The organism is Nocardioides montaniterrae (genome assembly GCF_054782655.1).
Genome location: NZ_BAAGSB010000001.1, coordinates 49903 through 75507 on the forward strand (window position 1 = coordinate 49903; position 25605 = coordinate 75507).

22 protein-coding genes are annotated in these 25605 nt (G+C 70.6%); 10 read left to right on the forward strand and 12 right to left on the reverse strand.

Going from position 1 to position 25605, the window contains the following annotated elements:
• Positions 1–149: 149 nt before the first annotated feature.
• The 7 genes from ACYVJ3_RS00265 to ACYVJ3_RS00295 all read left to right on the forward strand — a co-directional run bounded on the left by ACYVJ3_RS00265 (position 150) and on the right by ACYVJ3_RS00295 (position 7174).
• Entirely contained in the window at positions 150–584 is a 435-nt protein-coding gene (locus ACYVJ3_RS00265; RefSeq protein ID WP_460850466.1) for a hypothetical protein, read from the forward strand.
• Entirely contained in the window at positions 581–1027 is a 447-nt protein-coding gene (locus ACYVJ3_RS00270) for a hypothetical protein (protein ID WP_460850467.1), read from the forward strand. The genes ACYVJ3_RS00265 and ACYVJ3_RS00270 overlap by 4 nt, the downstream gene beginning before the upstream one ends.
• Positions 1028–1143: 116 nt before the next feature.
• Positions 1144–2187: a glycosyltransferase gene (locus tag ACYVJ3_RS00275; protein ID WP_460850468.1), complete on the forward strand. Its 1044-nt coding sequence runs from the start codon at positions 1144–1146 to the stop codon at positions 2185–2187.
• A gap of 86 nt (positions 2188–2273) precedes the next feature.
• Complete coding sequence (locus ACYVJ3_RS00280; protein WP_460850469.1) at positions 2274–2990, forward strand: succinate dehydrogenase cytochrome b subunit; 717 nt, start codon at positions 2274–2276, stop codon at positions 2988–2990.
• A 15-nt stretch (positions 2991–3005) separates the two neighbouring features.
• On the forward strand, positions 3006–5084 hold the full coding sequence (locus tag ACYVJ3_RS00285; RefSeq protein WP_460850470.1) for a fumarate reductase/succinate dehydrogenase flavoprotein subunit: 2079 nt from the start codon (positions 3006–3008) through the stop codon (positions 5082–5084).
• Positions 5081–5824, forward strand: coding sequence for a succinate dehydrogenase/fumarate reductase iron-sulfur subunit (locus ACYVJ3_RS00290; RefSeq protein WP_460850471.1), 744 nt, complete (start codon positions 5081–5083; stop codon positions 5822–5824). The genes ACYVJ3_RS00285 and ACYVJ3_RS00290 overlap by 4 nt, the downstream gene beginning before the upstream one ends.
• A gap of 60 nt (positions 5825–5884) precedes the next feature.
• Positions 5885–7174 (forward strand): adenylate/guanylate cyclase domain-containing protein, encoded by a 1290-nt coding sequence (locus tag ACYVJ3_RS00295; RefSeq protein ID WP_460850472.1) that lies wholly within the window; start codon positions 5885–5887, stop codon positions 7172–7174.
• Between the two features lie 22 nt (positions 7175–7196).
• Here ACYVJ3_RS00295 and ACYVJ3_RS00300 read toward each other — a convergent pair whose 3' ends face one another.
• From ACYVJ3_RS00300 to ACYVJ3_RS00320, 5 genes are read right to left on the reverse strand one after another with little or no spacing between them, the layout of a single operon-like run.
• On the reverse strand, positions 7197–7424 hold the full coding sequence (locus ACYVJ3_RS00300) for an SCO4848 family membrane protein (protein ID WP_460850473.1): 228 nt from the start codon (positions 7422–7424) through the stop codon (positions 7197–7199).
• Positions 7421–8437 carry a YihY/virulence factor BrkB family protein gene (locus ACYVJ3_RS00305; RefSeq protein ID WP_460850474.1) on the reverse strand — a complete coding sequence of 339 codons (1017 nt, stop codon included), beginning with the start codon at positions 8435–8437 and terminating at the stop codon, positions 7421–7423. The genes ACYVJ3_RS00300 and ACYVJ3_RS00305 overlap by 4 nt, the downstream gene beginning before the upstream one ends.
• A 2-nt stretch (positions 8438–8439) precedes the next feature.
• The gene (locus tag ACYVJ3_RS00310; protein ID WP_460850475.1) at positions 8440–8991 is read right to left on the reverse strand and encodes a 2'-5' RNA ligase family protein; all 552 of its coding nucleotides are present in this window, start codon (positions 8989–8991) and stop codon (positions 8440–8442) included.
• Positions 8988–10082: a tryptophan--tRNA ligase gene (gene trpS / locus ACYVJ3_RS00315; RefSeq protein WP_460850476.1), complete on the reverse strand. Its 1095-nt coding sequence runs from the start codon at positions 10080–10082 to the stop codon at positions 8988–8990. The genes ACYVJ3_RS00310 and trpS overlap by 4 nt, the downstream gene beginning before the upstream one ends.
• Positions 10083–10094: 12 nt before the next feature.
• Entirely contained in the window at positions 10095–11444 is a 1350-nt protein-coding gene (locus ACYVJ3_RS00320) for a cytochrome P450 (RefSeq protein WP_460850477.1), read from the reverse strand.
• Positions 11445–11517: 73 nt separating this feature from the next.
• Here ACYVJ3_RS00320 and ACYVJ3_RS00325 point away from each other — a divergent pair, with 73 nt between their 5' ends.
• Positions 11518–12129 (forward strand): TetR/AcrR family transcriptional regulator, encoded by a 612-nt coding sequence (locus ACYVJ3_RS00325; RefSeq protein WP_460850478.1) that lies wholly within the window; start codon positions 11518–11520, stop codon positions 12127–12129.
• On the opposite strand, the gene ACYVJ3_RS00330 is transcribed toward ACYVJ3_RS00325, so the two are convergent.
• From ACYVJ3_RS00330 to ACYVJ3_RS00350, 5 genes are all read right to left on the reverse strand, one after another.
• The gene (locus ACYVJ3_RS00330; protein ID WP_460850479.1) at positions 12120–13361 is read right to left on the reverse strand and encodes an MFS transporter; all 1242 of its coding nucleotides are present in this window, start codon (positions 13359–13361) and stop codon (positions 12120–12122) included. The genes ACYVJ3_RS00325 and ACYVJ3_RS00330 overlap by 10 nt on opposite strands.
• A gap of 38 nt (positions 13362–13399) precedes the next feature.
• Positions 13400–14521, reverse strand: coding sequence for a calcium/proton exchanger (gene cax, locus ACYVJ3_RS00335; protein ID WP_460850480.1), 1122 nt, complete (start codon positions 14519–14521; stop codon positions 13400–13402).
• A 15-nt stretch (positions 14522–14536) separates the two neighbouring features.
• Positions 14537–16006 carry a cellulase family glycosylhydrolase gene (locus ACYVJ3_RS00340; protein WP_460850481.1) on the reverse strand — a complete coding sequence of 490 codons (1470 nt, stop codon included), beginning with the start codon at positions 16004–16006 and terminating at the stop codon, positions 14537–14539.
• Positions 16007–16240: 234 nt separating this feature from the next.
• Positions 16241–19771: an ATP-binding cassette domain-containing protein gene (locus ACYVJ3_RS00345; protein WP_460850482.1), complete on the reverse strand. Its 3531-nt coding sequence runs from the start codon at positions 19769–19771 to the stop codon at positions 16241–16243.
• 120 nt (positions 19772–19891) lie between these two features.
• The gene (locus ACYVJ3_RS00350; RefSeq protein ID WP_460850483.1) at positions 19892–22081 is read right to left on the reverse strand and encodes an NADP-dependent isocitrate dehydrogenase; all 2190 of its coding nucleotides are present in this window, start codon (positions 22079–22081) and stop codon (positions 19892–19894) included.
• 171 nt (positions 22082–22252) lie between these two features.
• Between ACYVJ3_RS00350 and ACYVJ3_RS00355 the strand changes: the two genes are divergently transcribed.
• Complete coding sequence (locus ACYVJ3_RS00355) at positions 22253–23389, forward strand: MIP/aquaporin family protein (protein ID WP_460850484.1); 1137 nt, start codon at positions 22253–22255, stop codon at positions 23387–23389.
• 58 nt (positions 23390–23447) lie between these two features.
• Here ACYVJ3_RS00355 and ACYVJ3_RS00360 read toward each other — a convergent pair whose 3' ends face one another.
• Complete coding sequence (locus tag ACYVJ3_RS00360; protein WP_460850485.1) at positions 23448–24089, reverse strand: hypothetical protein; 642 nt, start codon at positions 24087–24089, stop codon at positions 23448–23450.
• A 129-nt stretch (positions 24090–24218) separates the two neighbouring features.
• On the opposite strand from ACYVJ3_RS00360, the gene ACYVJ3_RS00365 reads away from it, so the two are divergent.
• The gene (locus ACYVJ3_RS00365) at positions 24219–25205 is read left to right on the forward strand and encodes a malate dehydrogenase (protein WP_460850486.1); all 987 of its coding nucleotides are present in this window, start codon (positions 24219–24221) and stop codon (positions 25203–25205) included.
• 81 nt (positions 25206–25286) lie between these two features.
• Here ACYVJ3_RS00365 and ACYVJ3_RS00370 read toward each other — a convergent pair whose 3' ends face one another.
• Positions 25287–25604 carry a DUF3017 domain-containing protein gene (locus ACYVJ3_RS00370; RefSeq protein WP_460850487.1) on the reverse strand — a complete coding sequence of 106 codons (318 nt, stop codon included), beginning with the start codon at positions 25602–25604 and terminating at the stop codon, positions 25287–25289.
• Position 25605 lies beyond the last annotated feature (1 nt).

Consider the following 25605-nt stretch of genomic DNA (forward strand, 5'->3'; position numbering starts at 1 on the left):
CTATCGGCGGCGCGCCGGCACTCTCCAGCCGATGTGACCAAACCGAGGACAGGCCTCGGTGCGCGGGCGGACGACAGATGGCTGGTTTGGCATCCGGCGACATTGGTAATGAGGAACGTGTCTCGGGAACCAGCGACAGGAGCGCGAGCATGACCAACGGCATCGACCTCGCCAACCCCACGGGCGTCCTCGCGGACCTCAACGAGCTGAACAGCACGGCGATGGAGCAGCTGCGCCACCTGTACGCCGCCGACCAGTCGGGCGACGACGTACCCGTCGCGGCCGACGACCGGGGCCGCCTCGCGAAGGCCCTCTGGCGACTCGCGTCCCGCTACGAGGAGATCGGCGACGAGTGTCGCGACCTCTCCGACAAGCTCCTCCACGGCGCCACGGTCGCCGACCCCACCGCGGGCGCCACCGTCCTCGGCCCGACGCTGCGTGAGCTGTACGGCGCCTTCGAGGGCACCGTCGACGCGATGTCCACCCTCCTGCGAAGCAACGCCGACGAGATGCACCGCGTGAGCGAGAAGTGCCTGGTGGCGTTCTACTCCTTCGAGGGCCCCCAAGCGGATCCCGTCGCGTGAAGGTCAAGGACCCCCACGGCCAGACCTGGCGGATCACCCGCCGCTGGGTGCCCTGGCGCCGCCGGCTGACCGGTCTGGGCGACAGCGGGCTCAGCACACCGCTCGACTGGGGCAGCGGCCTCGGCAACGACCCGATCAGCGCGGTCATCGGCGTGGTCCTGCTGATCCTGGCGCTGCCGTTCATCATCCTCGGCGCGGTCGTCGCGGCGGAGTTCTTCCTGCTCCTGCTGCTCCTTCCGTTCGCCGCCCTCGCTCGCGTGCTGTTCAGCAAGAGCTGGACCGTCGAGGCGCGTCGGGGCTTCGAGATCGCCTGGGACGCCCCGGCCGGGGACTGGCAGGCCAGCGGGATCAAGATCCACGAGATCGCCGATGCGATCCGCCAGGGCAACCTCCCGCCGGGCCGCCGGCCCGCCGGTGACGCTGTCGCTCGCGAAGGTGCGTGACCTGACCGGCCGCGTGGCCACGGGCGCGGATGTGACCTTCAGCCGTTCATCCGGCGTACACCCGCGCACGACGTCCTGATCAGGATCGAGCAACATCGCGCGCGCACGCTGCAGGCATGCGCATCGCTCTGGTGACCGAGTCCTTCTACCCGGCGGTCGACTCCTCGACGACCACGCTCAAGGCGACGGCCGACCGGCTGGTCGACCTGGGCCACGAGGTCGGGATCATCGCGCCGGGGCCCGGCTTGGCGACGTACCGCAACGCCCGGGTGGTCCGGGTCCGGCCGCTCGAGCCGGCCGGGCCCCAGGTCAAGGCGGCCCTCGAGGCGTTCGCCCCCGACCTGGTGCAGGCCCACTCCCCCCGCGGCGTCGGCCGCAAGGCGCTCAAGCACGCACGGAGGATGGGCATCGCCACCGTCGTCGTCGAGCAGTCCCCCGTCCTCGACCTGGCCGCCGACTATTGGCGCGCCAAGGTCGCCGGTCGGGCGGACCGGCTCCTGGTCACCTCGCCCTGGATGGTCGAGCGCGCGGCCGAGCTGGGCGTCGCGGCGGAGCTGTGGCTGCCGGGCGTCGACCCTCTCGCGTTCCACCCGGGCCTGCGCGACTCCTGGCTGCACGCCTCGTGGTCGCGCGCGAAGTCTGCGGACCGGCCGCAGACCGTGGTCGGCTACGTCGGCGGCCTCCACAAGCGCCACGGCGTACGTCGCCTCGCCGAGCTGGCCGACCTGAGCGACACCCGTGTCGTGGTGATCGGTGACGGACCCGAGCGCGACTGGCTCGCCAAGCGGCTGCCCGGCGCCAAGCTGACCGGCCCCCTGCAGACCGGCGACCTCACCGTCGCCCTGCCGACCCTCGACGTCCTGGTGCACCCGGGCGAGCAGGAGACCGACTGCCACGTCCTGCGCGAGGCCGCCGCGTCCGGCGTACCGGTCGTCGCCGCGCGTGCCGGCGGTGCGCCCAGCGTCGTCGAGCACCTGCAGACCGGCCTGCTCTTCGACCCCGAGAGGAAGCGCGACCTCGTCCGCGCTGTCGCCGCGCTGGCCGCTGATCCACAGCGCTCCCTGATGGGCGCGCACGCCCGCGAGGTGTCGCTGCGGCGCACGTGGGCCGACGCGGTCGACGAGCTCGTCGCGCGGCACCCGGTGCCGATCACGGCCTGAACCAGCTCGATAAGGGTCGCCTAACGTGCATATCTCACATGGGCAGTGGGAACTACTCGGCGGTAGCGGGAGTAGCGTGACCCCCCGTGGCAACGACGACGACGCGACCCCCGTTGGTGAAGGGCAGGAGCGCAGCCCGCTCCACCATCTTCATCAAGCTCCTGATGGCCGTGAGCGGCCTCCTGTTCATCGGCTTCGTGCTGGCGCACATGTACGGCAACCTCCACGCCTTCCAGGGCGAGGAAGCCTTCAACGGCTATGCCGACCACCTGCGCACGATCGGTGAACCCTTCCTCCCGTACAGCGGCCTGCTGTGGATCCTGCGCGTCGGCCTGATCGCCGCCCTGGTGATCCACGTCGGCTGCGCGATCCACCTGACGGTGAAGGCCCGCAAGGCCCGCCCGCAGGCGTACGCCGTGAAGAAGAACCGGGGCTCCTCGCTCTCCTCGCGCACCATGCGCTGGGGCGGCCTGACCATCTTCTTGTTCCTGGTGTGGCACCTGCTCAACTTCACGATCGTCAAGATCGACCCGAAGAACGGTCACACCGGCGGCGACAACCCGTACCACCTGCTGGTCGACTCCTTCGGCACCTGGTGGATCACCGTGATCTACCTGCTGGCGATGCTGGCCCTGGCCATGCACCTCCACCACGGCACCTGGAGCGCGCTGCAGACGCTCGGCCTGACCAACTCCGCCAAGGCACGCGCTCGCGCGAAGGCTGCGGGCTGGCTCGTCGCGGTGGTCATCGCCGGCGGCTTCTCGCTGGTCCCGATCTTCACGCTCGCCGGCGTCATCGACTGAAAGGCCTGAGACACCATGGCTGCAGGAACCCATTACCTCCCGGGGCTGTCCCCGACCAACAAGGCCTCCGAGCAGAAGTCCGACGACGCCGCCGGCTACTACACGCTCGGTGACAAGCTCGTCGACGACAAGGCCCCCACTGGCCCGATCGCGGAGCGCTGGACCATCCGCAAGTTCGAGAACCGCCTGGTCAACCCGGCCAACCGCCGCAAGCTCGACATCATCATCGTCGGCACCGGCCTGGCCGGCGGCGCTGCCGCTGCCACGCTCGGCGAGGCCGGCTACAACGTGAAGTCGTTCTGCTACCAGGACTCCCCGCGTCGCGCGCACTCGATCGCCGCGCAAGGCGGCATCAACGCCGCCAAGAACTACAAGGGCGACGGCGACTCGACGTACCGCCTCTTCTACGACACCGTGAAGGGCGGCGACTACCGCTCGCGCGAGTCGAACGTCTACCGCCTCGCCGAGGAGTCGGCGAACATCATCGACCAGTGCGTCGCGCAGGGCGTCCCCTTCGCCCGCGAGTACGGCGGCCTCCTCGACAACCGCTCCTTCGGTGGCGTCCAGGTCTCGCGCACGTTCTACGCCCGCGGCCAGACCGGTCAGCAGCTGCTGCTCGGCGCCTACCAGGCCATGGAGCGCCAGATCGCGGCCGGCACCGTCGAGGCGTTCACGCGCCACGAGATGCTGGAACTCATCGTCGCCGACGACAGCACCGGAACTCCTCGGGCCCGCGGCATCATCACGCGCGACATGGTCACCGGCGCCATCGACACCCACCTGGCCGACGTCGTCGTGCTGGCCTCGGGTGGCTACGGCAACGTCTTCTACCTGTCCACCAACGCGATGGGCTCGAACGTCACCGCCGCGTGGCGCGCGCACCGCAAGGGCGCCTACATGGCCAACCCCTGCTACACGCAGATCCACCCGACCTGCATCCCGGTCACGGGCGGTCACCAGTCCAAGCTGACCCTGATGTCGGAGTCGCTGCGCAACGACGGCCGCATCTGGGTGCCCAAGAACGTCGCCGACTGCGAGAAGGACCCGCGCGAGATCCCCGAGGAGGACCGCGACTTCTTCCTGGAGCGCATCTACCCCTCCTTCGGCAACCTGGTCCCCCGCGACATCGCCTCGCGTGCAGCCAAGTACATGTGCGACGAGGGTCGCGGCGTCGGACCCGAGATCGAGGAGATCCAGCCCGACGGGACGACCAAGAAGGTCCGCCGCGGCGTCTACCTCGACCTCACCGACGCGATCGCGCGGATGGGCAAGGAGGCCGTCGAGGAGAAGTACGACAACCTCCTCGACATGTACGAGCGGATCACCGGTGAGAACCCGTACGAGCTGCCGATGCGCATCTACCCGGCCGTCCACTACGTCATGGGCGGCCTGTGGGTGAACTACGAGCTGCAGACCAACATCACCGGTCTGTTCTGCACGGGTGAGGCCAACTTCTCCGACCACGGCGCCAACCGCCTCGGTGCCTCGGCGCTGATGCAGGGTCTGGCCGACGGCTACTTCGTCCTTCCGAACACCATCCGCGAGTACATCGCCGACGGCCCGTTCGAGGAGATCAGCGAGGACCACCCGGCCGTCGTCGAGGCACGCAAGTCCGTCGAGGAGCGCGTCGCGAAGTTCATGTCGATCAACGGCACCCGCTCGGTCGAGAGCTACCACAAGGAGCTCGGCTCGATCATGTGGGAGTACTGCGGCATGGACCGTCGCGAGGAGGGCCTCAAGACCGCGATCCAGAAGATCCGCGACCTGCGCGCCGACTTCTGGACCAACGTCAAGGTGCTCGGCTCCCCCGACTCGCTCAACCAGGACCTCGAGAAGGCCGGCCGCGTCGCCGACTTCCTCGAGCTGGGTGAGCTCATGTGCATCGACGCGCTCAACCGGCGCGAGTCCTGCGGCGGCCACTTCCGCGGCGAGTCGCAGACCGAGGACGGCGAGGCGCTGCGCCACGACGACGAGTTCGCCTATGTCGCCGCGTGGGAGTGGGGTGGCGACTCCAACGAGGGTGGTCAGCCGGTCCTGCACAAGGAAGACCTGATCTACACGGCCATCGAGATGAAGCAGAGGTCCTACAAGTGAAGCTCACGCTCAAGATCTGGCGCCAGGCCGGCCCCGAGGCCAAGGGCGCGCTCCAGACCTACCAGCTCGACGGCGTCTCGTCGGACATGTCCTTCCTGGAGATGCTCGACCTGCTCAACGAGCAGCTGGTCACCGGCGGCGAGGAGCCGGTCGCGTTCGACCACGACTGTCGCGAGGGCATCTGCGGCATGTGCTCGCTGATGATCAACGGTCAGGCGCACGGCCCCGAGGTCACCACGACCTGCCAGCTGCACATGCGGTCCTTCAAGGACGGCGAGACGATCACCGTCGAGCCGTGGCGCTCGGGCTCGTTCCCGCTGATCAAGGACCTCATCGTCGACCGCTCGGCCTTCGACCGGATCATCCAGTCGGGTGGCTACATCTCGGCGAACACCGGCTCGGCCCCCGAGGCCAACTCGGTGCCGGCGCCGCGCGACAAGGCCATGCGCGCCTTCAACGTGGCGACCTGCATCGGCTGCGGCGCCTGCGTCGCGGCGTGCCCCAACGGGTCGGCCTCGCTGTTCCTCGGCGCCAAGATCACCCACCTGGGTGAGCTGCCCCAGGGCCAGCCCGAGCGCTGGTCGCGCGTGGCCGACATGGTCGGTCAGCACGACCACGAGGGCTTCGGTGGCTGCACCAACATCGGTGAGTGCGCGGCCGCGTGCCCCAAGGAGATCCCGTTGGACGTCATCGCCCAGCTCAACAAGGACCTCCGCACCGCGATGGCCCACGGTCACTGACAACCGTCCGAAAGGCCGCTCCCGCCACGGCGGGGGCGGCCTTTCCGCTATTTTCCGGGAGTGAGCGCGAGCCTGATCCGAGCATGGGTGCACGAGCGCCGTGCCGTGAGCATGCGCCGGTGGATGCTCGAGTTCGACGATGCCGAGACCGAGACGTCGTTCATCAGGTACGACGACGAGAACGGGCTGCGCGGCGTACCGTTCGCGCGCAGCATCGGTGTCGCCTTCACCGTCGTCTACGGCGGCATCGACGTGCTGGTCATCAACCATGGCCTCCTCTGGGCCGCCCTCACCCGTCTGTGCGTGGTGATCGCCTTCTGCGTCGCCGGCATCCTCCTCGCGCGCTGGAAGCCCGCACGCGACCACCTGCAGATCGGCTCGAGCCTGCTGCTCAGCGTGGTGCTGGTCGCGCTCGGCCCCGTGATCGGCCGGATCTCCGACCTGCCGTGGGAGTACCTCCAGACCTCGGCCACCGTCACCTTCCTCGGTGGGATCGGCCTGCTGCGGATGCGGATGCACGCCTCGATCGCCGTCGCTCTCGCGTACGCCGGTGTTTGCCTGTCCCTGCCGGGCGCGCTGCACAGCGTCGACGACCTCGGCCGGACCATCGCGCCGATGGCCGGGCTGACCTCGATCGGCCTGCTGATCGCCTATGCGCTGGAGCTGCTGCGTCGTACGGACTTCCAGGGCCAGCGCGAGGTCGAGCGGGAGCGCGAGCGATCGGAGGCGATCCTGCACAACGTGCTGCCCGTGTCGATCGCCGACCGGCTGCGGGGCGGCGAGACCGCGATCGCCGACTCGGCCTCGGACGTCAGCGTGCTGTTCTCCGACATCGTCGGCTTCACGCGGGTCTCCGAGTCGTTGCCGCCCGAGGAGCTGGTGCGCCTGCTGGATGCGATGTTCCGCGCGTTCGACGCGCTCTGCGACCAGCGCGGCATCGAGAAGATCAAGACCGTCGGCGATGCCTACATGGCCGTCGCCGGACTCCCCCTTCCCGACCCGGACCACGCCGCGTCGCTGGCCGAGCTGGCCCTGGACATGCAGCGCACGCTCGCGCGGCTCTCGCACGACTGGCCCTCCCCCATCGCGATGCGGATCGGCATCGCGTCGGGACCGGTCGTCGCCGGCGTGATCGGGCAGCGCAAGTTCACCTACGACCTGTGGGGTGACACGGTGAACACCGCGAGCCGGATGGAGTCCAGCGGACGCCCCCACCGGATCCAGGTCTCGCAGGCCACGCACGACCTGCTCGAGGGCCGCTACGCGTTCAGCGAGCCTCAGGTCGTCGACGTGAAGGGCAAGGGCCCGATGACGACGTACTTCCTGCTCGGTCGGCTCGTCGGCAGCTGACCGGTCGTCCGCCGGCGTACGGTCAGGCCGACCTGGAGCCGCGGAGCACGCGCACGCCCCAGACCAGGAAGACCAGTCCCAGGATCATGTTGATGATGATCAGCACGGTGTGGGCGGCGTAGTAGCCGTGCGGCTCGGGCGTCCCCTTGGCGTGCTCGTCGAGCAGGGCCTTGATGAAGCGGCCCCAGATCACGAAGCTCCAGATCGCCACGCCGACCAGGAACCAGCCGTGCTTCCTGCCGATGGTCATCGGTCCTTCTTCCTGTTGATCAGCACGACGGCCGCGAGCATGGCGCCGGCGCCCGCGAGGGCGCCGCGGGCCTGGTCGGTGAGTTGCCGTTTGGTGCCAAACGACAGTTCTTCGGGCCGATCCGCTGCGGTTTGTGCCCAAACCGCAGCCCTTTCGGCATCCGCAGCATCGATCCGCTGGGCCTCAGCGGCGTCGGAGGTGTGGGCCCAGGCGGCGGCGTACAGGGTCACCTGGGAGAAGTAGTTGATCCAGACCAGCAGGATCAGCGCGATGCCGAAGGCCTGGGCGGCGGGCTGGTGGGCGGTCGCGCCGAGGAGCAGCGCCGAGAGCTGCTTGAGGACCTCGAAGCCGACAGCGGCCAGCAGCGCGCCCCTCCACAGCTCGCGCTGCGGGACCCGGGGCCGGGCGAGCAGCACGAACATCAGGAAGAACATGAGGACGCCGGCCGCGACGCCGGCCGCGATCGCGATGATCGCCACCAGCCAGGAGAGGCCCCCACCGAGGCCGGCCCAGTCGAGCAGCTGGCCGGAGAAGTGCGTGATCAGGCCGGAGAGGGCGACGCCGAGCAGGAGGACGGCGCCCAGCACCACGAGCGCCGAGAGGTCGCGCAGCTTGCCGACGATGAAGTTGGGCCGCTCGGCGGGAGGCTCGTCGAACACCGTGATCAGCGCGGTCCGGAGCGCGGAGAGCCAGCCCAGGCCGGCGTACAGGACGCCGAGGAGGCCGAACAGGCCGGCGGCTCCCGCGGCGTGCTGGATGTCGGTGAGCGAGAGCTGGTTCTGGCCGTTGCCGATCAGCCCCGGCAGCACCGTGGTGATCGCCTTGACGAGGGTGTCCTGAGCGTTCGGCCAGGCCTTCGCGATGACACCGACCGCGGTGAAGGCGAGCAGCAGGACGGGGAAGACCGAGAGGAAGCCGAAGTACGTCGTACCGGCGGCCTGCTGGCTCCCACCGACCGAGCCGTAGTGCTTGACGGTCCGGATCAGGTGGTCGAGCACCGGTGGGCGGGACATCCTCAGCCCGCCAGACCGAACTTCTGCGTGGGCACCCAGCCGGCCGCGCCGCGATGGACGTAGAGGTGGAACTCGGCCACGTCGAAGATGCACTCGAAGTCGGACAGGTCGGCGAACGCCCGGTCCAGCAGCTCGTCGCTCACCTGGTGGGCCACGGTCACGTGCGGGTGGTAGGGCCACTCGACGTCGACGGCCAGCGGGCCGCGGCGTACGGCGGCCGCGAGCTCCTCGCACTGCGAGATGCCCTCGACCAGGCTGGCGAACACGACCGGCGACACGGGTCGGAAGGTACCCGTCCCGCGCAGATGTACGCCGAAGGGTGCGACCTGCTCGGCGGCCGCGCTGAGGTGCGCGGTGATGTCGGTGAGGTCGCGCGGGACGACCGTCGGCGGAATCAGCGTGATGTGGGTGGGCACGCCGAGCGCGGTCGGGTCGCCGATCTCGATGCGGTACTCCTGCAGCTGGGTCGCCCACGGCTCGGGGATCGCGATCGCGACACCGATCGTCGCGGTCTCCTCCGCCGAGTCGGGTGCCCCGTTGCGGAACGAGGTCATCGCGCGGTCGGCCCCGTGCTCGCCGGGGCCACGAAACCGATCCGCTGGTAGACGTCGCGCAGCGTCGCCTCGGCGACCGGCGCGGCCTGCTCGGCACCCTTGGCCATGACCTGCATCAGGTAGTCCTGGTCGTCGAGCAGCTCGAGCGTCTTGTCGCGGAACGGCGTGACGTAGCTGGTGACGACCTCGGCGAGGTCGCCCTTGAGCACGCCGTACCCCTTGCCGGCGTACTGCTCCTCGAGCGCGCTGATCGGCTCGCCACCGAGGGCGGACAGCAGGGACAGCAGGTTGCTGATGCCCGGCTTGCTCTCGGGGTCGTAGCGGATCTCGCCGTCGGAGTCGGTGACCGCGCTCTTGATCTTCTTGGCGGTGACCTTGGGGTCGTCGAGCATCTCGATGATGCCGTTGGGCGCCGAGCCCGACTTCGACATCTTCTTGGTCGGCTCCTGCAGGTCGTAGATCTTCGCGGTCGACTTGAGGATGTACGGCTCGGGCAGCCGGAAGGTCTTCTTGAACCGGCTGTTGAAGCGCTGCGCGAGGTCCCGGGTCAGCTCGAGGTGCTGGCGCTGGTCCTCGCCGACCGGTACGTAGTGGGGCCGGTAGAGCAGGATGTCGGCCGCCATCAGGATCGGGTAGGTGAACAGGCCGACGCTGGCCGCGCCCTCGCCGCCCTTGGCCGACTTGTCCTTGAACTGGGTCATCCGGCGCGCCTCGCCGAAGCCCGTGATGCCGTTGAGCACCCACGCCAGCTGGGCGTGCGCGGGGATGTGGCTCTGGACGAAGATCGCCGACTTGGCGGGGTCGACGCCGGCCGCCAGCAGCTGCGCGACCGAGCGCAGCGTGCGCTCGCGCAGCAGCTTGGGGTCCCACTCGACGGTGATCGCGTGCTGGTCGGCGATGAAGAAGAACGGCTGGTAGTCGGCCTGCAGGACCTGCCAGTTGCGCACGGCACCGAGGTAGTTGCCCAGGTGGTAGCTGTCGGCGGTCGGCTGGATGCCGGAGAGCACGCGCGGGCGAGCGGTCCCCTCGGGCGTGGCCGGCTGCCCGGGTGCCGTCTCCGGCACGGGCGGCTGCGCGGTCGTGGCGGACATGCCCCGATTCTGTCAGGCGACCGTGCGTCGGAGGGAGATGGGTCCGCCGTCCTTGGGGAACGGCAGCGAGTGGTTGTCGAGCGGAGCGACGTACGCCGGATCGACGCTCCACTCGTAGCCGCGCAGCAGCCGGTGGAGGATCGACTTGACCTCGAGGCCGCCGAAGTACAGCCCGATGCACTTGTGCACTCCCCCGCCGAACGGCTCCCAGGCCATCCGGTGGGACTTGTCCTCACGACGCTCGGCGCTGAAGCGGTCGGGGTCGAAGGACTCCGGCGCGGTCCACAGCGAGGGCATCAGGTGGGAGAACTGGACCCCGACCATGACCGGGGTGTCGGCGGGGATGCGCACGCCGGCGACGACCGTCTCCTTGACCGTGCGCCGCGCCAGGACGGGCACCGGGGCACGCAGCCGCAGGCTCTCCTTCATGACCAGGTCGAGGGCGACGAGACCCTCGAGGTCCGCCAGCGTCGGGTTCTCACCGAGCGCCAGCGACTCCTCGCGGCACCGCTGCTGCCAGTCGGGGTGCTGGCCGAGGTGCTGCAGCATCGTGCTCGTGGTGATGGTCGAGGTGTCGTGCGCGGCCATCATCAGGAAGATCATGTGGTTGATGACGTCCTGGTCGCTGAACCGCTCACCCTCCTCGGACTCGATGTGGCACAGCACCGAGAAGAAGTCGTCGGTGGCGTGCGCGCGCTTCTCGGGCAGGTAGCCGCGCAGGAAGTCCTCGAGCACCCTCCGCCCGCGGAATGCACGGCCCCAACGGGTGAACGGCACGTCGGCGCGCACCCATCCGGTGGCCGCCTGGACGCAGGCGATGAAGGCACGGTTGACGCGGGCCATCTCGGCGAGGCTGGTGTGGTCGGCGCCGCCCATGAAGATGTCGGCCGCGATGTCCAGGGTCAGCTGCTTGAGGGCCGGATAGGTCCGGAAGGCCGGGTCGGGCCGCCAGTCGGCGAGGCCGCGCTCGACGGCCGGCTGCATCCGCGAGGCGTACGCCGTGAGCCGGTCGCGGGTGAACGCCTCCTGCATGATCCGGCGGTGCACGTGGTGCTCCTCGAAGTCGAGCAGCATGAGCCCGCGGTTGAAGAACGGGCCGACCATCCGGCCCCAGCCGGGGCCGCTGGCGAACGCCTTCTCACCGTTGCGCAAGGCCGCCTCGCACGCGTCCGGGCCGAGCAGGATCACGCCCTGCTCGCCGAGGTAGGGGAACGGCGAGACCGGGCCGTAGGTGTCCCACTGGTGCCGGAACAGCGCCATCGGGTCTCGGGCGTAGTCGAGGATCCGCCCGGCCCACGGCAGCCCGCGGTCGCCCCTGACCGGTCGGGGGAGGTCGCGGACGTCGCTCGACACCTGGGTCATGACCTCAGGATGATTCAGGAAGGACACCCTGTCAACCTTCTCTTTCCCCGTCCCCTCTGACAGGGTGGGACGCATGGCAGTGCAGTCGGGCGTGTATCGCGGCGTCGCCGCGGAGGACCGTGCGGCCGAGCGTCGCGAGCGTCTCCTCGAGGCCACGCTCGAGGTGTGGGCCGACCCGGGTCGGCGTACGACGATGACAGCGGTGTGCGCGGAGGCCGGGCTCACCGAGCGGTACTTCTACGAGAGCTTCAGCGGCCTGGACGAGGCGCTGCGGGCGGTCCTCGACGCGGTCGCCGAGGAGATCGAGACCACCACCCAGGCCGCTTCGGACGCCGCCGGCGACGACCCGGTCGAACGCACCCGCGCCACCATGGCGACCTTCGTGGCCCTGCTCGAGGCCGACCGTCGCAAGGGCCGCGTGACGATCATCGAGGCCGGCGCGATGCCCGGGCTGCGCGACCGCCGGACCCAGCTGCTGCGCCACTTCGCGCACCGCGTCGCCGAGCAGGCCCCGGCCTGGCTCGACCGCACCGACCGCGACGAGACCGAGAACGAGCTCGCCGGTCTGCTGTTCATCGGCGGCATGGCCGAGCTGATCACCGCCTGGCTCGAGGGTGCCGTCCAGGTCACCGCGGACCAGCTCGTCGAGGCCGCCGTTCACGGGTTCCTCAAGCTCTACGGCTGAGCGACGACCTCGGTGGTCGAGCCTGCTTCGGTGGTCGAGCCTGCTTCGGTGGTCGAGCCTGTCGAGACCCTCCGGTGCAGGCTCACCGAGACCAGCAGGATCACCACACCGAGCACGGCGAGCACGACACCGACCAGGGCGGGCGCGCGGTAGCCGTGCCCGGCGGCGATCACGATGCCGCCCAACCAGGCGCCGAGCGCGTTGGCGACGTTGAGTGCGGCATGGTTCATCGCTGCGCCGAGCGTGACGGAGTCGCCGGCGACGTCCATCAGCCGCAGCTGCAGGTTGATCACCAGCACCGATCCCCCGGCGGTCACCAGGAACGCGACGGGCAGCAGCCACCAGCCGGCCGGGGCGACGAAGTAGTAGGCGAGCAGGAAGACCGCCGAGGCGATCCCTCCGCCGAGAAGGCTCTTGAAGACCGACACCGCCGCGAGCTCGCCCGCGATCCACGTGCCGGCCACCATGCCCAGCCCGAGCGCGAGCACGAAGACCGGCACTGCGCCGAGGCCGAGCCCACCCACGACGGTGACCGTCTTGGCGACGTACGAGTAGACCGCGAAGAGGCCGCCGAAGCCGACCGCGCCCGCCGCGAGCGTCAGCCACACCTGGGCGCTGCCGAAGAAGGCACGCGCCTCCCGGCGGCCGCTCGCCCCGCTGTCGCCGGGGACGCTGGGGACGACCGCGAGGATCCCGGCGACCGTGATGGCGCCGAGGGCGGCCGCGGCGAGGTACGTCGCCCGCCAGCCCGCATGCTGCCCGAGCCAGGTCGCCGCGGGGACGCCCGCCACGTTGGCGACGCTCAGGCCGAGCATCACGCTGGCCACGGCCCGCCCGCGCCGCTCACGGCTGACCAGGCCGGCGGCGACCAGGCTGGCGACGCCGAAGTACGCGCCATGCGGCAGGCCGTCCAGGAACCGGGCGACGAGCAGCACCGCGTAGCTGGGCGCCGCGGCGCTGAGCAGGTTGAAGCCGGCATACGCCGCCATCAGGGCGACCAGCGTCGCCCGGCGCGGCAGCGCGGCACCGAAGAACGCGAACAGGGGTACGCCGACGACGACACCGAGCGCATAGGCGCTGATGGCGTGGCCGGCGTCCGGCACGGACACGTGCACGCCGTCGGCGATCTCCGGGAGCACGCCCATCGTCACGAACTCGGTGGTGCCGATCGTGAAGCCGCCGACCGCCAGTGCCAGGATCGCGATGGCCGGGTGGCGGGAATGAGGACTCACGGACTCCGCAACCATCGATGGCCGTCAGATGTTCCGGATCAGCCCCACCAGAACGACGCTGCGATGACGATGTAGACGCCGATCAGCGAGGCGCCCTCGAGCCAGTTGGACTCGCCGTCGACGGTGATGACGACGGCGATCAGCACCGACACGAAGACCGCGACCACCAGGGCGAGGGGGAACACCAGGGTGAGCACGGTGAAGCCGAGCAGGCTGGACAGGATCACCAGCACCGGCGCCAGGACGAGCGCGATCTGCAACGGGCTGTTGATGATGATCTGGAAGGCGTACTCGCTCTGGTTGCGCGCGGCGAGCTGGAGGCCGACGACGTTCTCGATGGCGTTGCCGGCGATGGCGACGACGACCAGGCCGGCGAAGGTGTCGCTGATGTGGAACGACTGCATCGCGGGGGTGAGCGCGGCGACGAACCAGTCCGAGACGAAGGCTGCGAGCAGACCGGCCGCCGCGAGCATGCCGACGGCGAGCCAGATCGGCCAGCGCGGCGCGTCGTGCTCCGTGGTGTCGTGGCCGCTCATGCCCGTCGTGTCGTCCTTGCGCAGCGAGGCGGGCAGCGAGCAGGCGAAGAGCGCGAGCAGCACCACCGAGGCGATGATCGACAGCGTCTGCTCGTGGGCGCCCGCGCCACCGCCGGTGGCGTTGTCGGAGATGCGCGCGGTGATCGTCGGGAAGATCAGCGCGATGGTCGCGACGATCATCATCACCGAGATGCTCCGTGCGCGGCCGGAGTCGATGCGCTGCGATCCGTGCTTGATGCCGCCGACGAGGAACGCCAGGCCCATGACCAGCAGCAGGTTGGACAGGATCGAGCCGATGAGTGCCGCACGGACGACGTCGACCATGCCCGACTTCAGGGCGAACAGGCAGATGAACAGCTCGGGCAGGTTGCCCAGGGCGCTCTGGAGCACGCCGGTGGCCCCGGGCCCGAACCGGTCGCCGAGCTGCTCGACCGAGCGGCCGACGAGGCTCGCCAGCAGCGCGACCGCCACGGCCGAGAGCACGAAGGAGAGCCAGCCGACCCAGTGGGCGTAGTGCGCGACGCCCGCGAGGACGGTCGCCATACCGCCTCCCCCGAGGATCACGAGGTCGCTGGGGACGAAGGTCTTGGTCTCGCTGGCCGGAGCCGTGGTCGCCGAGTTCACGGCAAGGAACCTAGCTCAGCTCGGGCGCACGGTGACAGTGATGGTGGTGGCACCGGGGTCCTGGGCGACGACGAGGACCGGCGCATCGGCCGGTGACACGACGTGGCCGCCGGAGGCCGAGGCCCGGTAGCCGCTCGGGTAGACGAAGGCGGGTGTGGAGATCCGGGTGCGGGCGCCGGCGGCGTACGTCTGCGCGGTGCCGTAGCGCGTGGTCGTCCAGCTCGCCGTGAACACGGAGGTGTCGCGGTCGAAGTGGTAGCCGGTCGGGGTGCCCGCGGTCAGCTCGGGGTAAGGCGTGACGAGGGCGCGCAGCTTGCCCTCGTCGACGTTGGCCCCGGTCGGCGGCTTCGTGGCGTCGAGGACGAGCGCCTGCTCGTCGCCCGGTCCGGTCGTGGTCGGATCGTCGCAGCCGCAGAACGCCCAGTACTGCCAGCCGGTCATGTTCTTCTCGGCCAGGTCGGCGACGCCGGTGAGGGTCGGCCCGTCCTTGGTGGCGCCGAACTCCGTCAGCAGCGGGACCGCCCCCGTCGCCCGGGTGTTGGCCGCTGCGTTACGCCAGACGATGCCGTCGGTGACGGTGCAGACGAGCGTGCCGAGCGGTCCGGTCGAGGAGCCGACCTCGGCGGTCACGCAGTAGTCGTGGAAGGAGAACCCGAGGTTGGTGCCCGTCGGCCGCACCGTCGTGTTGACGCCGTCGGCGAAGAGGGTGCTCGGCTCGTAGTAGACCGGCGTCACCGGGTCGACGCGACGGATCGCATCGATCACCTTCTGCTCCGCGCGCTGCAGCTGGCGGTCGAGCAGCGGGCAGCCGAGCGGGATGCAGGTCGCGTAGAGCGTGCCCGGCCACGGCTCGTTGAACAGGTCGAGCCCCATCACGCCGGGAGTGCCGCGGAGGTACGCCGCGACGTGGGCCCACGCGCCGGCGTACCTCTCCTGTAGGCCGACGCCACCGGGGCCCGGGGCGTCGGCGTAGAAGCTGTCGAAGGCCCGGTTGGTCGCGAGGTTGGCGAAGTAGTTGCCGGGGAAGCCGGCCGCGGGGACGTTCGGCACCCCGCCGTCGAGCACGGCCCAGTCAGGTGCGCCCTCTCCCTGGAACTTCTCGTTCCACATGTCCTGGTGGAAGTCGACGAGCGTCGAGATGCCGTAGGAGTCGAGCATCGCGACCTCGCGCCGGATCTCGGAGAGGTAGGCGTCGTCGTACGCGCCCGGCTTCGGCTCGACGGCCTTCCAGATGAGACCGAGGCGCACGCTGGTGAAGCCGAGGCTGCGCAACCAGGCGGCGTCCTGCGCGTCGAAGCCGGCCGCCGCGGCCGTGTACGGCGGCCGCTTGTAGACCATGTTCACGCCGTGGGTGATCACCACCCGGCCATCCGGCGCCGTCGCGAAGTGCCCGTGGGTGGACGGTCGCGGCGCCGGCGAGGTCACGGCCTGGGACGGACCGCTCGGCATCAGGGCACCGGCCGCCAGCGCCACGGCGGCGGCCACAAACGAGAACCTGTTCCAGCTGCCCATGATGGAGCAACGAAACCGCTCTTGAGGGGCTACGTCAACGGTCCGCCATCCGGGGTGCCGTCGACGTCCTTGCATGCCTGCAAGCGAGGGCTCGACGACGCACTTGCATGCATGCAAGCAAGGAGCCCGACCACCCACTTGCATGCATGCAAGCAAGGAGCCCGACCACCCACTTGCATGCATGCAAGCAAGGAGCTGGCGACCACCTCATCCGGCGAGGTGACCCCACTCGGCAGCGAGGTCGCCCCACGGACCGATCGCGGCGACCCGGCCGTCGACGAGCACCACGACGCGGTCGGCCTGCGCGAGGGCCGCGCGTTTGGAGGTCGCGCCGATGACCGTGGCGTTGCGCTCTCGGAGCGCGGTCCACAGCTCGATCTCGGTCGCGGCGTCGAGCGCACTCGACACGTCGTCGGCGAGCAGCAGCTCGGCTTCGGTGGCCAGCGCGCGGGCGAGGGCCAGGCGCTGGACCTGCCCACCGGAGAGACGTACGCCGCGGTGCCCGATGACCGCGTCGGGCCCACCGGCCTCAGCGACGTCCTCGGTCAGGCGCGCCGTCGACAGCGGCAGCGAGAGGTCTCGTGCGTGGCCGAGGCGGACGTTGTCGGCGAACGTCCCGGACAGCACCCGAGGAACCTGCGCGATGTGCGCGACCTGGCCGGGTCGGAGGAAGACCTCGGGATCGCTCACCTCCGATCCGTTCCAGCGCAGCGACCCGTCGTGGTCGATCAGCCCCGCCAGCGAGGACAGCAGCGAGGACTTGCCCGAGCCGATCTGGCCGACCAGCAGGACCAGCTCGCCCTTCTCGACCACCAGGTCCACCCCGGTCGCCCCGATCGTGCCGTCGTCGTGGATCGCCGTGTAGCCCGAGAGCGTGAGCCGGTCGAGCCGAACGCGGTCGGCGACCGGCGCGGCGGGTGCGTCGCCCGACACCAGGTCGATGCCGGCCGGCAGCGCCATCAGGTCGACACCACCGGCGTACCGCGAGGTCGCGCGCTGCCACGCCCGCGTGCCGGGCGCCTCGGTCACGACCGCGCCCGCGACCCGGCCGAACCAGTCGAAGCCGTTGACCGCGGTGGCCACCAGCAGGGCGGTCGCGATCCCCCACACGTCCGCGAGGTAGCACGCCCAGGCCGCGACGACGCCGACCTGGACCATCACGATCGGCACCCCGTCGAGGAACGCCTGCACCCGGTGCTCGAAGACGGCGGCCTCGACGCGGCCGTCATCGACCTGCCGCAGGTGCGCGTGCACCTGTGGCGTCCGGCCGGCCAGCTTGACCGTCCGCGCCGACTCGACCGCCGAGACGACGGCCCGCCCGAAGCGGGCCCGAGCCGCCGACGACCGCGCCGCCGAGCGCCCGGCGATCGGGCGCCCGACCGACGAGGCCAGAGCGCTCGCCGTCATCACGGCCAGCAGCACGGCACCAGCGAGCCAGGTCCCGCCGACGAGCATGGTGACCGCGGCGATCACCAGGCCGTTGACGAAGTCGACCCAACGGTCGGCGTACCTCGCGAACCGATCGGCGTCCATCGACCGCGCGACCACCTCACCCGGCGGGGTCCGCGGCAGCCGCCGCGTGCCGATCTGTCCGAGCAGCACCGACATCCGCACCCGGAGCATGACCTCGATCCACCAGCGCGGGTAGCGACGGATCGCGTCGGCCAGGACGTACGGCGCCGCGAACAGCCCGAGCACCAGGAGGCCGGCGTACAGCCCGACCGGCCGGCCGTCCTGCAGGCGCTGCACGATCTCGCCCCACACGAAGCCGGTCAGCGCTCCCAGCGGGCCGAAGACCGTGCCGCCGAGGAACAGCGGGATGGACACCGCTCCCCACCACGGCCGCACCAGCAGCGCCGACCAGGTCCCGCGGGCCAGCGACGGCCCGTCGCCGACGGCGGCCCGCGCGGGCGCCTCGCTCGTACGACGGCGCCCGCCCACCGACGCCTCCACGTCGGACTCGGCGCCGGCGCCGGCGCCGGCGCCGGCCACATCGTCGAACGTCGTCGTGTCGCTGGCCTCCAGCAGCCTGCGGAACGGCCCGTCCACGATCGCGAGCTCGTCGCGCGGGCCGTGCTGGACGACGCGCCCGTGGTCGAGGACGGCGACGGCCTCGGCGCGCTCGATGGTGCTGAGGCGGTGGGCGATGAGGATGCCGGTCCGGCCGCTGATCAGCCGATCGGCCGCCGCCACGACCCGCGCCTCGGTGACCGGGTCCATCCGGGCGGTGGCCTCGTCGAGGACGACCACCTGCACGTGACGCACGAGCAGGCGCGCGAAGGAGACCAGCTGCTCCTCGCCGGCCGAGAGGGTCGTGCCGCCGGGGCCGAGCAGGGTGTCGAGGCCCTCGGGCAGGCCGGCCACCCAGTCGACGAGGCCCAGCTCGTCGACCGCCGCCTCGATCTCCTCGCGCGGCACCGGCGCGAAGAGCGCGATGTTGTCCGCCAGCGTGCCGGCCAGGATCTCGGTGCGCTGGGTGACCACGCCGACCCGACGGCGCAGCTCGTGGAGGTCCAGCGTGGTGATGTCGGCGCCGCCGAGGAAGATCGTCCCGGGCGGGGGCTCCACCGCGCGCGAGAGCAGCGAGGCCAGCGTGGACTTGCCCGAGCCGGTGCGACCGACGAGGGCGAGGGTGTGCCCGGCCTCTACGTACAGGTCGATGTCGCGCAGGGCGAACGTCGACTCGTCGTAGGCGAAGTCGAGGTGGCGGATGCGCAGGTCGAGCGCGCCGGCGGGGACGTCCTCTCCCCCGATCGGCTCGGCCTCGACCGCCAGCAGCTGGCGCAGCCGCATCACCGCACCCACGCCGGCCTGGATGTCGGGGAGCTGGTGGGCGAGGTTGTGGATCTGGCCGACGAAGATCGAGGTGACCATGAAGAGCGTGACCAGCCGTGGCACACCGAGGTGGCCGCTGCTCGCCAGCGCCACCCCCGCGATCGCGGTGGCGGCGAGCAGGCCGTGCAGCAGCAGCCCGATCCGGACCGTGAGCCCGGCCTCGAGCCGGATCACCCGGGCGAACTTCTCGTGCACGTCGGACGACAGCTGCGCGAGGCGGCGTACGGCGAAGGCCTGACCCAGGCTCGTGCGCAGGTCGTCGCGCCCGGCGACGCCCTCCTCGAGGGCGGCCGCGTGGTCGGTCCAGGCGGCCTCCTCGACCACCTTGCGGCGCGCGATCTCGGCGAGCGGGCCGCGCATCACCACGAACGCGAGGACGCCGACGACGGGGAACATCACGAACGAGGGCCACCAGGTCAGGCCGGCCACGAGGTACATCGGCAGGACCGCGAAGGTCGTGCGCATCGCCATCCAGATCTGCGTGCGCAGCAGCGTGCCGACCTCGTGGGTGTCGTCGTCGACCCGGTCGAGGACCTCGCCGACGGCCTGCTCGGTCAGGTGGGCGAGCGGCTGGTGCAACGCAGCGCTCAGCAGGTCGCCACGCAGGCGACCCTCGGCCCGGTCGACCACACCTGCCCACACCACGCGACCGGTCGTGTCGATGATCGCGGCGCCGACGACGCAGACCGCGAGCCAGACCAGCAGCGTGCCGGTCGGGTGGTCGGCCACCCGACCGGCGACGACGGTGCCGAGGGCCTGGCCGAGGGCGGAGAGGGCGACGGCGGAGACGGCGAAGCCGGCGGCCGGCGTACGGAGCCGGCGCCAGTCCACACGGCGGCTGGGGTCAGGGTCGACGGGGGCCGGGATCGCCGGCGCGTCGGCCCGGGAGAGGGTCGAGGTCATCGTCCACCCAAGATAGGTTCCGGCACCGACACCCCGCCTTCGAATTTCCTCCCGGAAATGCGGACGACCCCCGGGGATCCCGGGGGTCGTCGTGGTCGCGACAGGCTCGACCAGCGAGGGTCAGAGCGAGGCCAGCGCCTCGTTCAGGGTGGCGGAGGGACGCATGACCGCGGAGGTCTTCTCGGCGTCCGGGTAGTAGTAGCCACCGATGTCGGCGGGCTTGCCCTGGACTGCGAGGAGCTCCTCGACGATCGTGGCCTCGTTCTCCCGCAGCGCGGCGGCCAGCGGCTTGAACACCTCGGCCAGCGCGGCGTCCTCGGTCTGCTTGGCCAGCTCCTCGGCCCAGTAGAGCGCGACGTAGAAGTGCGAGCCACGGTTGTCGATCGTGCCCAGCTTGCGACCCGGCGAGCGGTCCTCGTTGAGGAACGTCGCGGTGGCGGCGTCAAGGGTGTCGGCGAGGACCTTGGCACCCGCGACACCGGCCTGCTCGGCGTACTTCTCGAACGACGGGACCAGCGCGAAGAACTCACCGAGGGAGTCCCAGCGCAGGTAGTTCTCGTTGACGAGCTGCTCGACGTGCTTGGGCGCCGAGCCGCCGGCGCCGGTCTCGAACAGGCCACCGCCCGCGATCAGCGGGACGACGGAGAGCATCTTCGCCGACGTGCCGAGCTCGAGGATCGGGAACAGGTCGGTGTTGTAGTCACGCAGCACGTTGCCGGTCACCGAGATGGTGTCCTCGCCCTTGCGCATGCGCTCCAGCGAGTAGGAGCAGGCCAGTGCCGGGGCGAGGACCTTGATCTCCAGGCCCGACGTGTCGTGCTCGGGGAGGTAGGTGTTGATCTTCTTGATCAGCTCGGCGTCGTGCGCACGCGACTCGTCGAGCCAGAAGATGGCCGGCATGCCGGAGGCACGCGCACGGGTCACGGCGAGCTTGATCCAGTCCTGGACCGGGATGTCCTTGGTCTGGCAGGCACGCCAGATGTCCCCGGCCTCGACGTCGTGCTCGAGGAGCGCCTCACCGGCGGCGTTGAGGACGCGGACGGTGCCGGCCTCGGCGATCTCGAAGGTCTTGTTGTGCGAGCCGTACTCCTCGGCCGCCTGCGCCATCAGACCGACGTTGGGGACGGTGCCGATGGTGGCCGGGTCGAGCGGGCCGTGGGCCTTCACGTCGTCGAGGACGGCCTGGTAGACCCCGGCGTACGACGAGTCCGGGATGACCGCGAGCGTGTCGTCCTCTCCGCCGTCGGCGCCCCAGAGGCGGCCGCCGTTGCGGACCAGGGCCGGCATCGAGGCGTCGACGATGACGTCGGACGGCACGTGCAGGTTGGTGATGCCCTTGTCGGAGTTGGTGTAGGACAGACGCGGGCCGTTGGCCAGGCCGGCCTCGAAGGCAGCCTTGATCTCGGCGCCGTTGGGCAGCGCACCCAGGCCGGACAGGATCGAGCCGAGACCGTCGTTGGCCGAGAGGCCCGCGGCGGCGAGGTCGGCGCCGTACTTCTCGAAGACGTCCTTGAAGTAGGCGCGCACCACGTGGCCGAAGATGATCGGGTCGGAGACCTTCATCATCGTGGCCTTGAGGTGGACCGAGAAGAGCACGTCCTCGGCCTCGGCCTTCGCCAGGGCGTTGGCGAGGAAGGCGTCGAGGTTCGCGGCCGAGAGGTACGTCGCGTCGACGATCTCGCCGGCCAGGACCGGGAGGCTCTCGAGCAGGGTGATGTTCTTGCCCGAGGCCGTCTCGAGGACGATCGAGAGGGTGTCGTCCTGGGCGAGCGTCACGGACTTCTCGTTGGAGGCGAAGTCGTGGGCGCCCATCGTGGCCACGTTGGTCTTGGAGCCCTCGGCGAACGGCTTGTTCACGTGCGGGTGGCTCTTGGCGTAGTTCTTGACCGACAGCGGCGCGCGGCGGTCGGAGTTGCCCTCACGCAGGACCGGGTTGACCGCGGAGCCCTTGACCTTGTCGAACTTCGCCCGGATCGCCTTGGCCTCGTCGGTGTCGGCGTTCTCGGGGTAGTCGGGCACGTCGTACCCCTTGGCCTGCAGCTCGGCGATGGCCGCCTTGAGCTGCGGCACCGAGGCGGAGATGTTGGGGAGCTTGACGATGTTGGCCTCGGGCGTCTTGGCCAGCTCGCCGAGCTCGGTGAGCGCGTCGTCGGCGAGGCCGAACTGCGCGAGGATGCGGGCCGCGACGGAGATGTCACGGGTCTCGATCTGCACGCCGGCCTTGGCGGCGTACGCCTCGACGATCGGCAGGAAGGAGTACGTCGCCAGCAGCGGCGCCTCGTCGGTGTGGGTGTAGATGATGCTCGACATTGCGGTGCGTCGCTCCTCGATCGTTCAGCCTTGTGGGCATGCGATAACTCTTGACGTCAAGATATCTCATCGCCGGTCAGGGCCGAGCCTAGTGCCGGGTGTCCGGACGGTCCTAGGCTCAGTCCCGACCTGCAGGTTTCCGGGAACCACGACGAGGAGAGAAGCAACCTCATGACCCAAGCAGCAGCTGAAGCGGCCGTCCCCGCCGCTCCCACCCTGGTCCAGAAGCTCACCGCGGAGGCGGTCGGCACCTTCATCCTCGTGCTCATCGGCTGCGGTGCCGTCATGGGCTCCAGCCTCCTCCTGCTCCGCAGCGACGGCGGCGGCCCCGACGCCGCCTTCGTCGGCACGGTCGGCCTCGCCTTCGGCCTCGCCGTGCTGGTCTGCTCCTACGCCTTCGGCCGCATCTCCGGCGGCCACTTCAACCCGGCCGTCTCGCTCGGTGCCGCCATCAGCGGTCGCCTCTCGTGGGCCGAAGCGGGTCTGTACGCCGCCGCGCAGGTGCTCGGCGGCATCATCGCCGCGGTCGTCCTCTGGGTGACCTACCACGGCTTCTCCGGCTTCAAGTCGACCCAGTTCGGCCTCGGCGCGAACCACTTCGGCGGCGACTTCGGCATCCGTTGGTGGGGCGCCTTGATCATCGAGGCCGTGCTGACGGCGATCTTCCTGCTCGTCATCCTCGGTTCGACCGACAAGCGCAACCCGCACCTGGCGTTCGCCCCGGCCGCGATCGGCCTCGCCCTCGCCGGCATCCACTTCGTCGCGGTCCCGCTGACCGGCACGTCGGTCAACCCGGCGCGCTCGATCGGCGTCGCCCTCTTCTCCGGCAGCGACGCCATGAAGGACCTGTGGGTCTTCATCGTCGCGCCGCTCCTCGGTGGCGCCCTCGGCGGCCTGCTCTACCCGCTGCTCTTCGGCCGTGACGGCTCCGAGCTCAGCGGGGGCTTCGGCCTCGCCCACCGCGCGGCCCGTGCCAGCGACACGACCTTCACCCAGCAGTGGGGCCAGCCGGTCCCCGGCGCGCAGGCCGCCCCGGTCGCTCAGGCGGCGCCGCAGGCCCAGGCCACGCCCTACCAGGCGACCTCCTACAGCGCCCCGGCTGCGGCGGCCACCCCGGTCGCTGCCGAGCCGGCACCGGCTGCGGCGCCGATCATCCAGGACGGCTGGCAGTGGGACCCGGTGACGCAGCAGTGGATCCCGGCCCAGCAGCAACCGCCGGCGCCGGCCGCCGGCGAGCCGGGTCAGTGGGAGCCCGCTCCCCATGACAACGGTGGCGAGCACACCATCGTCCGCCCGCCGAACGGCTGACATTCGTTGGTTGAGTAGCCCGAGCCGCTAGGCGAGGGCGTATCGAAACCAATCGAGATCAAGAACGGGGCGGGTCCACACGGACCAGCCCCGTTCTGCCGTCCGCGACCAGGCCCAGGCCCGGTGCGAACGTCTCAGCACGAGCGGTCTCGCCCTCCACGACGAGCACCACGACGGCGTCGCGACTGCTGCCCAGCGGTGAGGACCACACGCGCTGGGTGTCGACCACGCTGCCCCGGACCTGGATCGTCCCAGCGGCCGCCATCGTGAAACCGTCCCCTCGACGCGGGTGCGCCGGCATGGCCAGCCCGGCGCCGACGCCGGTCCCGACCTGCCACTCCCCCGCGCGCCCGAACCACCAGACGTTCCCGGCCCGGTCCTGCGCGTAGTAGTCGGTGTGTGCCGCACTCCGCAGCGCCGTCGTGGCGACCCCCTCGATGACCGGGCCCTGCTGGGCGACGACCCTCGACACGCTCCCCACGCCCTCGGCGCGGTAGCTCCAGCGGGTGCCGACCGCGAGCGGGAACCACGGGTTGTCGACGACCTCGACGAAGTCGCCGGGCTGGGGCGAGGGCGTCGGGATGGCGAGCTGGTCGATCCCCGTCGGGACGTACGCCGACGCGTCCCCCGCGCAACCCGACACGAGTGCCCCCAGGGCGATGAGTGTGCCGGCCAGGGCCGCGCGACCCTGCCGACGCATGAGGACATTGTTACAGCGGGACACACGTCGTTTACGCCCGCGAGACCTTGCGGTGGTCAGGTCGGGCGCTGCTAGTTTCGCAGTGCCGGCCTCGAGGCGAGGCCGATCGTCTTCCCACAAGGAGTTCTCGTGAGCACCAGCCCGCTCAAGGTCGCCGTCACCGGCGCGGCCGGCCAGATCGGCTACAGCCTTCTCTTCCGTATCGCGAGCGGTGCCCTGGGCGGCGACCGCCCGATCCAGCTGCAGCTGCTGGAGATCGAGCCTGCGCTCAAGGCGCTCGAGGGTGTCGTCATGGAGCTCGACGACTGCGCGTTCCCGAACCTCGCCGGCGTCGAGATCGGCTCGGACCCGGAGAAGATCTTCGACGGTGTCAACCTCGCCCTGCTGGTCGGCGCGCGGCCGCGCGGTCCGGGCATGGAGCGCGGCGACCTGCTCTCCGCCAACGGCGCGATCTTCACCGCCCAGGGCAAGGCCCTCAACGCGGTCGCCGCCGACGACGTACGCATCGGTGTCACCGGCAACCCGGCCAACACCAACGCGCTGATCGCGATGACGAACGCCCCCGACATCCCCAACGAGCGGTTCTCGGCGCTCACGCGCCTGGACCACAACCGCGCCAAGTCGCAGCTCGCCGCCAAGACCGGCGCGAGCGTCAACGACATCAAGAAGATCACGATCTGGGGCAACCACTCGGCCACCCAGTACCCCGACCTCTTTCACGCCGAGGTCGCCGGCAAGAACGCCGCCGAGGTCGTGAACGACCAGGCCTGGGTCGAGGACTACTTCATCCCGACCGTCGCCAAGCGCGGCGCCGCGATCATCGACGCCCGGGGCGCCTCCTCGGCCGCCTCCGCCGCGTCGGCCACCTGCGACGCCGCCCGCGACTGGCTGAACGGCTCGACCGAGGGCGACTGGGTCTCCATGGCGGTCGTCTCCGACGGCTCGTACGGCGTCCAGGAGGGCCTGATCTCGTCCTTCCCGGTCACCACCTCCGGCGGCGACTGGACCATCGTCCAGGGCCTGGAGATCGACGACTTCTCCCGCGGCAAGATCGACGCCTCCGTCGCCGAGCTGGCCGACGAGAAGGCCGCGGTCACCGAGCTCGGGCTCATCTGAGCCCACCTCCCGCGTCAGGCTCCGCCGTATCCGGGTCACGTATCCGGGTCACGAGGAAGTCCGACGGGGAGCCAGGGCCGGTCAGACGGGCTGGTCGGGGATCGCGACCGAGAGGATGATCAGGACCGCGGCGACCACGAACATGATGGTGGCGTCGAGCCATCGGGAGCGTACGGCGAGCATCCCGGCGTCGCGGTCCTTCAGGGACGCCCGCATGAGACCGTCGGTGGCCAGGGCGATCGCGAGGACCCGGATGCCGATGCGCCAGTCGACGCCGAGACCGACCAGCAGGATGCCGACCAGGGCGAGGCCGAGCACGCCGAGGTAGAACGCTCCGCCGATGGTCGACGGATAGCGCCGTGGCTCCGGCGTCTGCTCGGGCTGCTGGTCATCGGTCATC

What these genes read in the sequence shown, in the direction of transcription:
- ACYVJ3_RS00355 (WP_460850484.1), top strand. Translation starts at nt 22,253, where the DNA reads ATGACCCAAGCAGCAGCTGAAGCGGCCGTCCCCGCCGCTCCCACCCTG.
- ACYVJ3_RS00345 (WP_460850482.1), bottom strand. Translation starts at nt 19,771, where the DNA reads ATGACCTCGACCCTCTCCCGGGCCGACGCGCCGGCGATCCCGGCCCCC.
- trpS (WP_460850476.1), bottom strand. Translation starts at nt 10,082, where the DNA reads ATGTCCGCCACGACCGCGCAGCCGCCCGTGCCGGAGACGGCACCCGGG.
- ACYVJ3_RS00275 (WP_460850468.1), top strand. Translation starts at nt 1,144, where the DNA reads ATGCGCATCGCTCTGGTGACCGAGTCCTTCTACCCGGCGGTCGACTCC.
- ACYVJ3_RS00360 (WP_460850485.1), bottom strand. Translation starts at nt 24,089, where the DNA reads ATGCGTCGGCAGGGTCGCGCGGCCCTGGCCGGCACACTCATCGCCCTG.
- ACYVJ3_RS00325 (WP_460850478.1), top strand. Translation starts at nt 11,518, where the DNA reads ATGGCAGTGCAGTCGGGCGTGTATCGCGGCGTCGCCGCGGAGGACCGT.
- ACYVJ3_RS00305 (WP_460850474.1), bottom strand. Translation starts at nt 8,437, where the DNA reads ATGTCCCGCCCACCGGTGCTCGACCACCTGATCCGGACCGTCAAGCAC.
- ACYVJ3_RS00350 (WP_460850483.1), bottom strand. Translation starts at nt 22,081, where the DNA reads ATGTCGAGCATCATCTACACCCACACCGACGAGGCGCCGCTGCTGGCG.
- ACYVJ3_RS00265 (WP_460850466.1), top strand. Translation starts at nt 150, where the DNA reads ATGACCAACGGCATCGACCTCGCCAACCCCACGGGCGTCCTCGCGGAC.
- ACYVJ3_RS00370 (WP_460850487.1), bottom strand. Translation starts at nt 25,604, where the DNA reads ATGACCGATGACCAGCAGCCCGAGCAGACGCCGGAGCCACGGCGCTAT.
- ACYVJ3_RS00310 (WP_460850475.1), bottom strand. Translation starts at nt 8,991, where the DNA reads ATGACCTCGTTCCGCAACGGGGCACCCGACTCGGCGGAGGAGACCGCG.
- ACYVJ3_RS00300 (WP_460850473.1), bottom strand. Translation starts at nt 7,424, where the DNA reads ATGACCATCGGCAGGAAGCACGGCTGGTTCCTGGTCGGCGTGGCGATC.
- ACYVJ3_RS00285 (WP_460850470.1), top strand. Translation starts at nt 3,006, where the DNA reads ATGGCTGCAGGAACCCATTACCTCCCGGGGCTGTCCCCGACCAACAAG.
- ACYVJ3_RS00320 (WP_460850477.1), bottom strand. Translation starts at nt 11,444, where the DNA reads ATGACCCAGGTGTCGAGCGACGTCCGCGACCTCCCCCGACCGGTCAGG.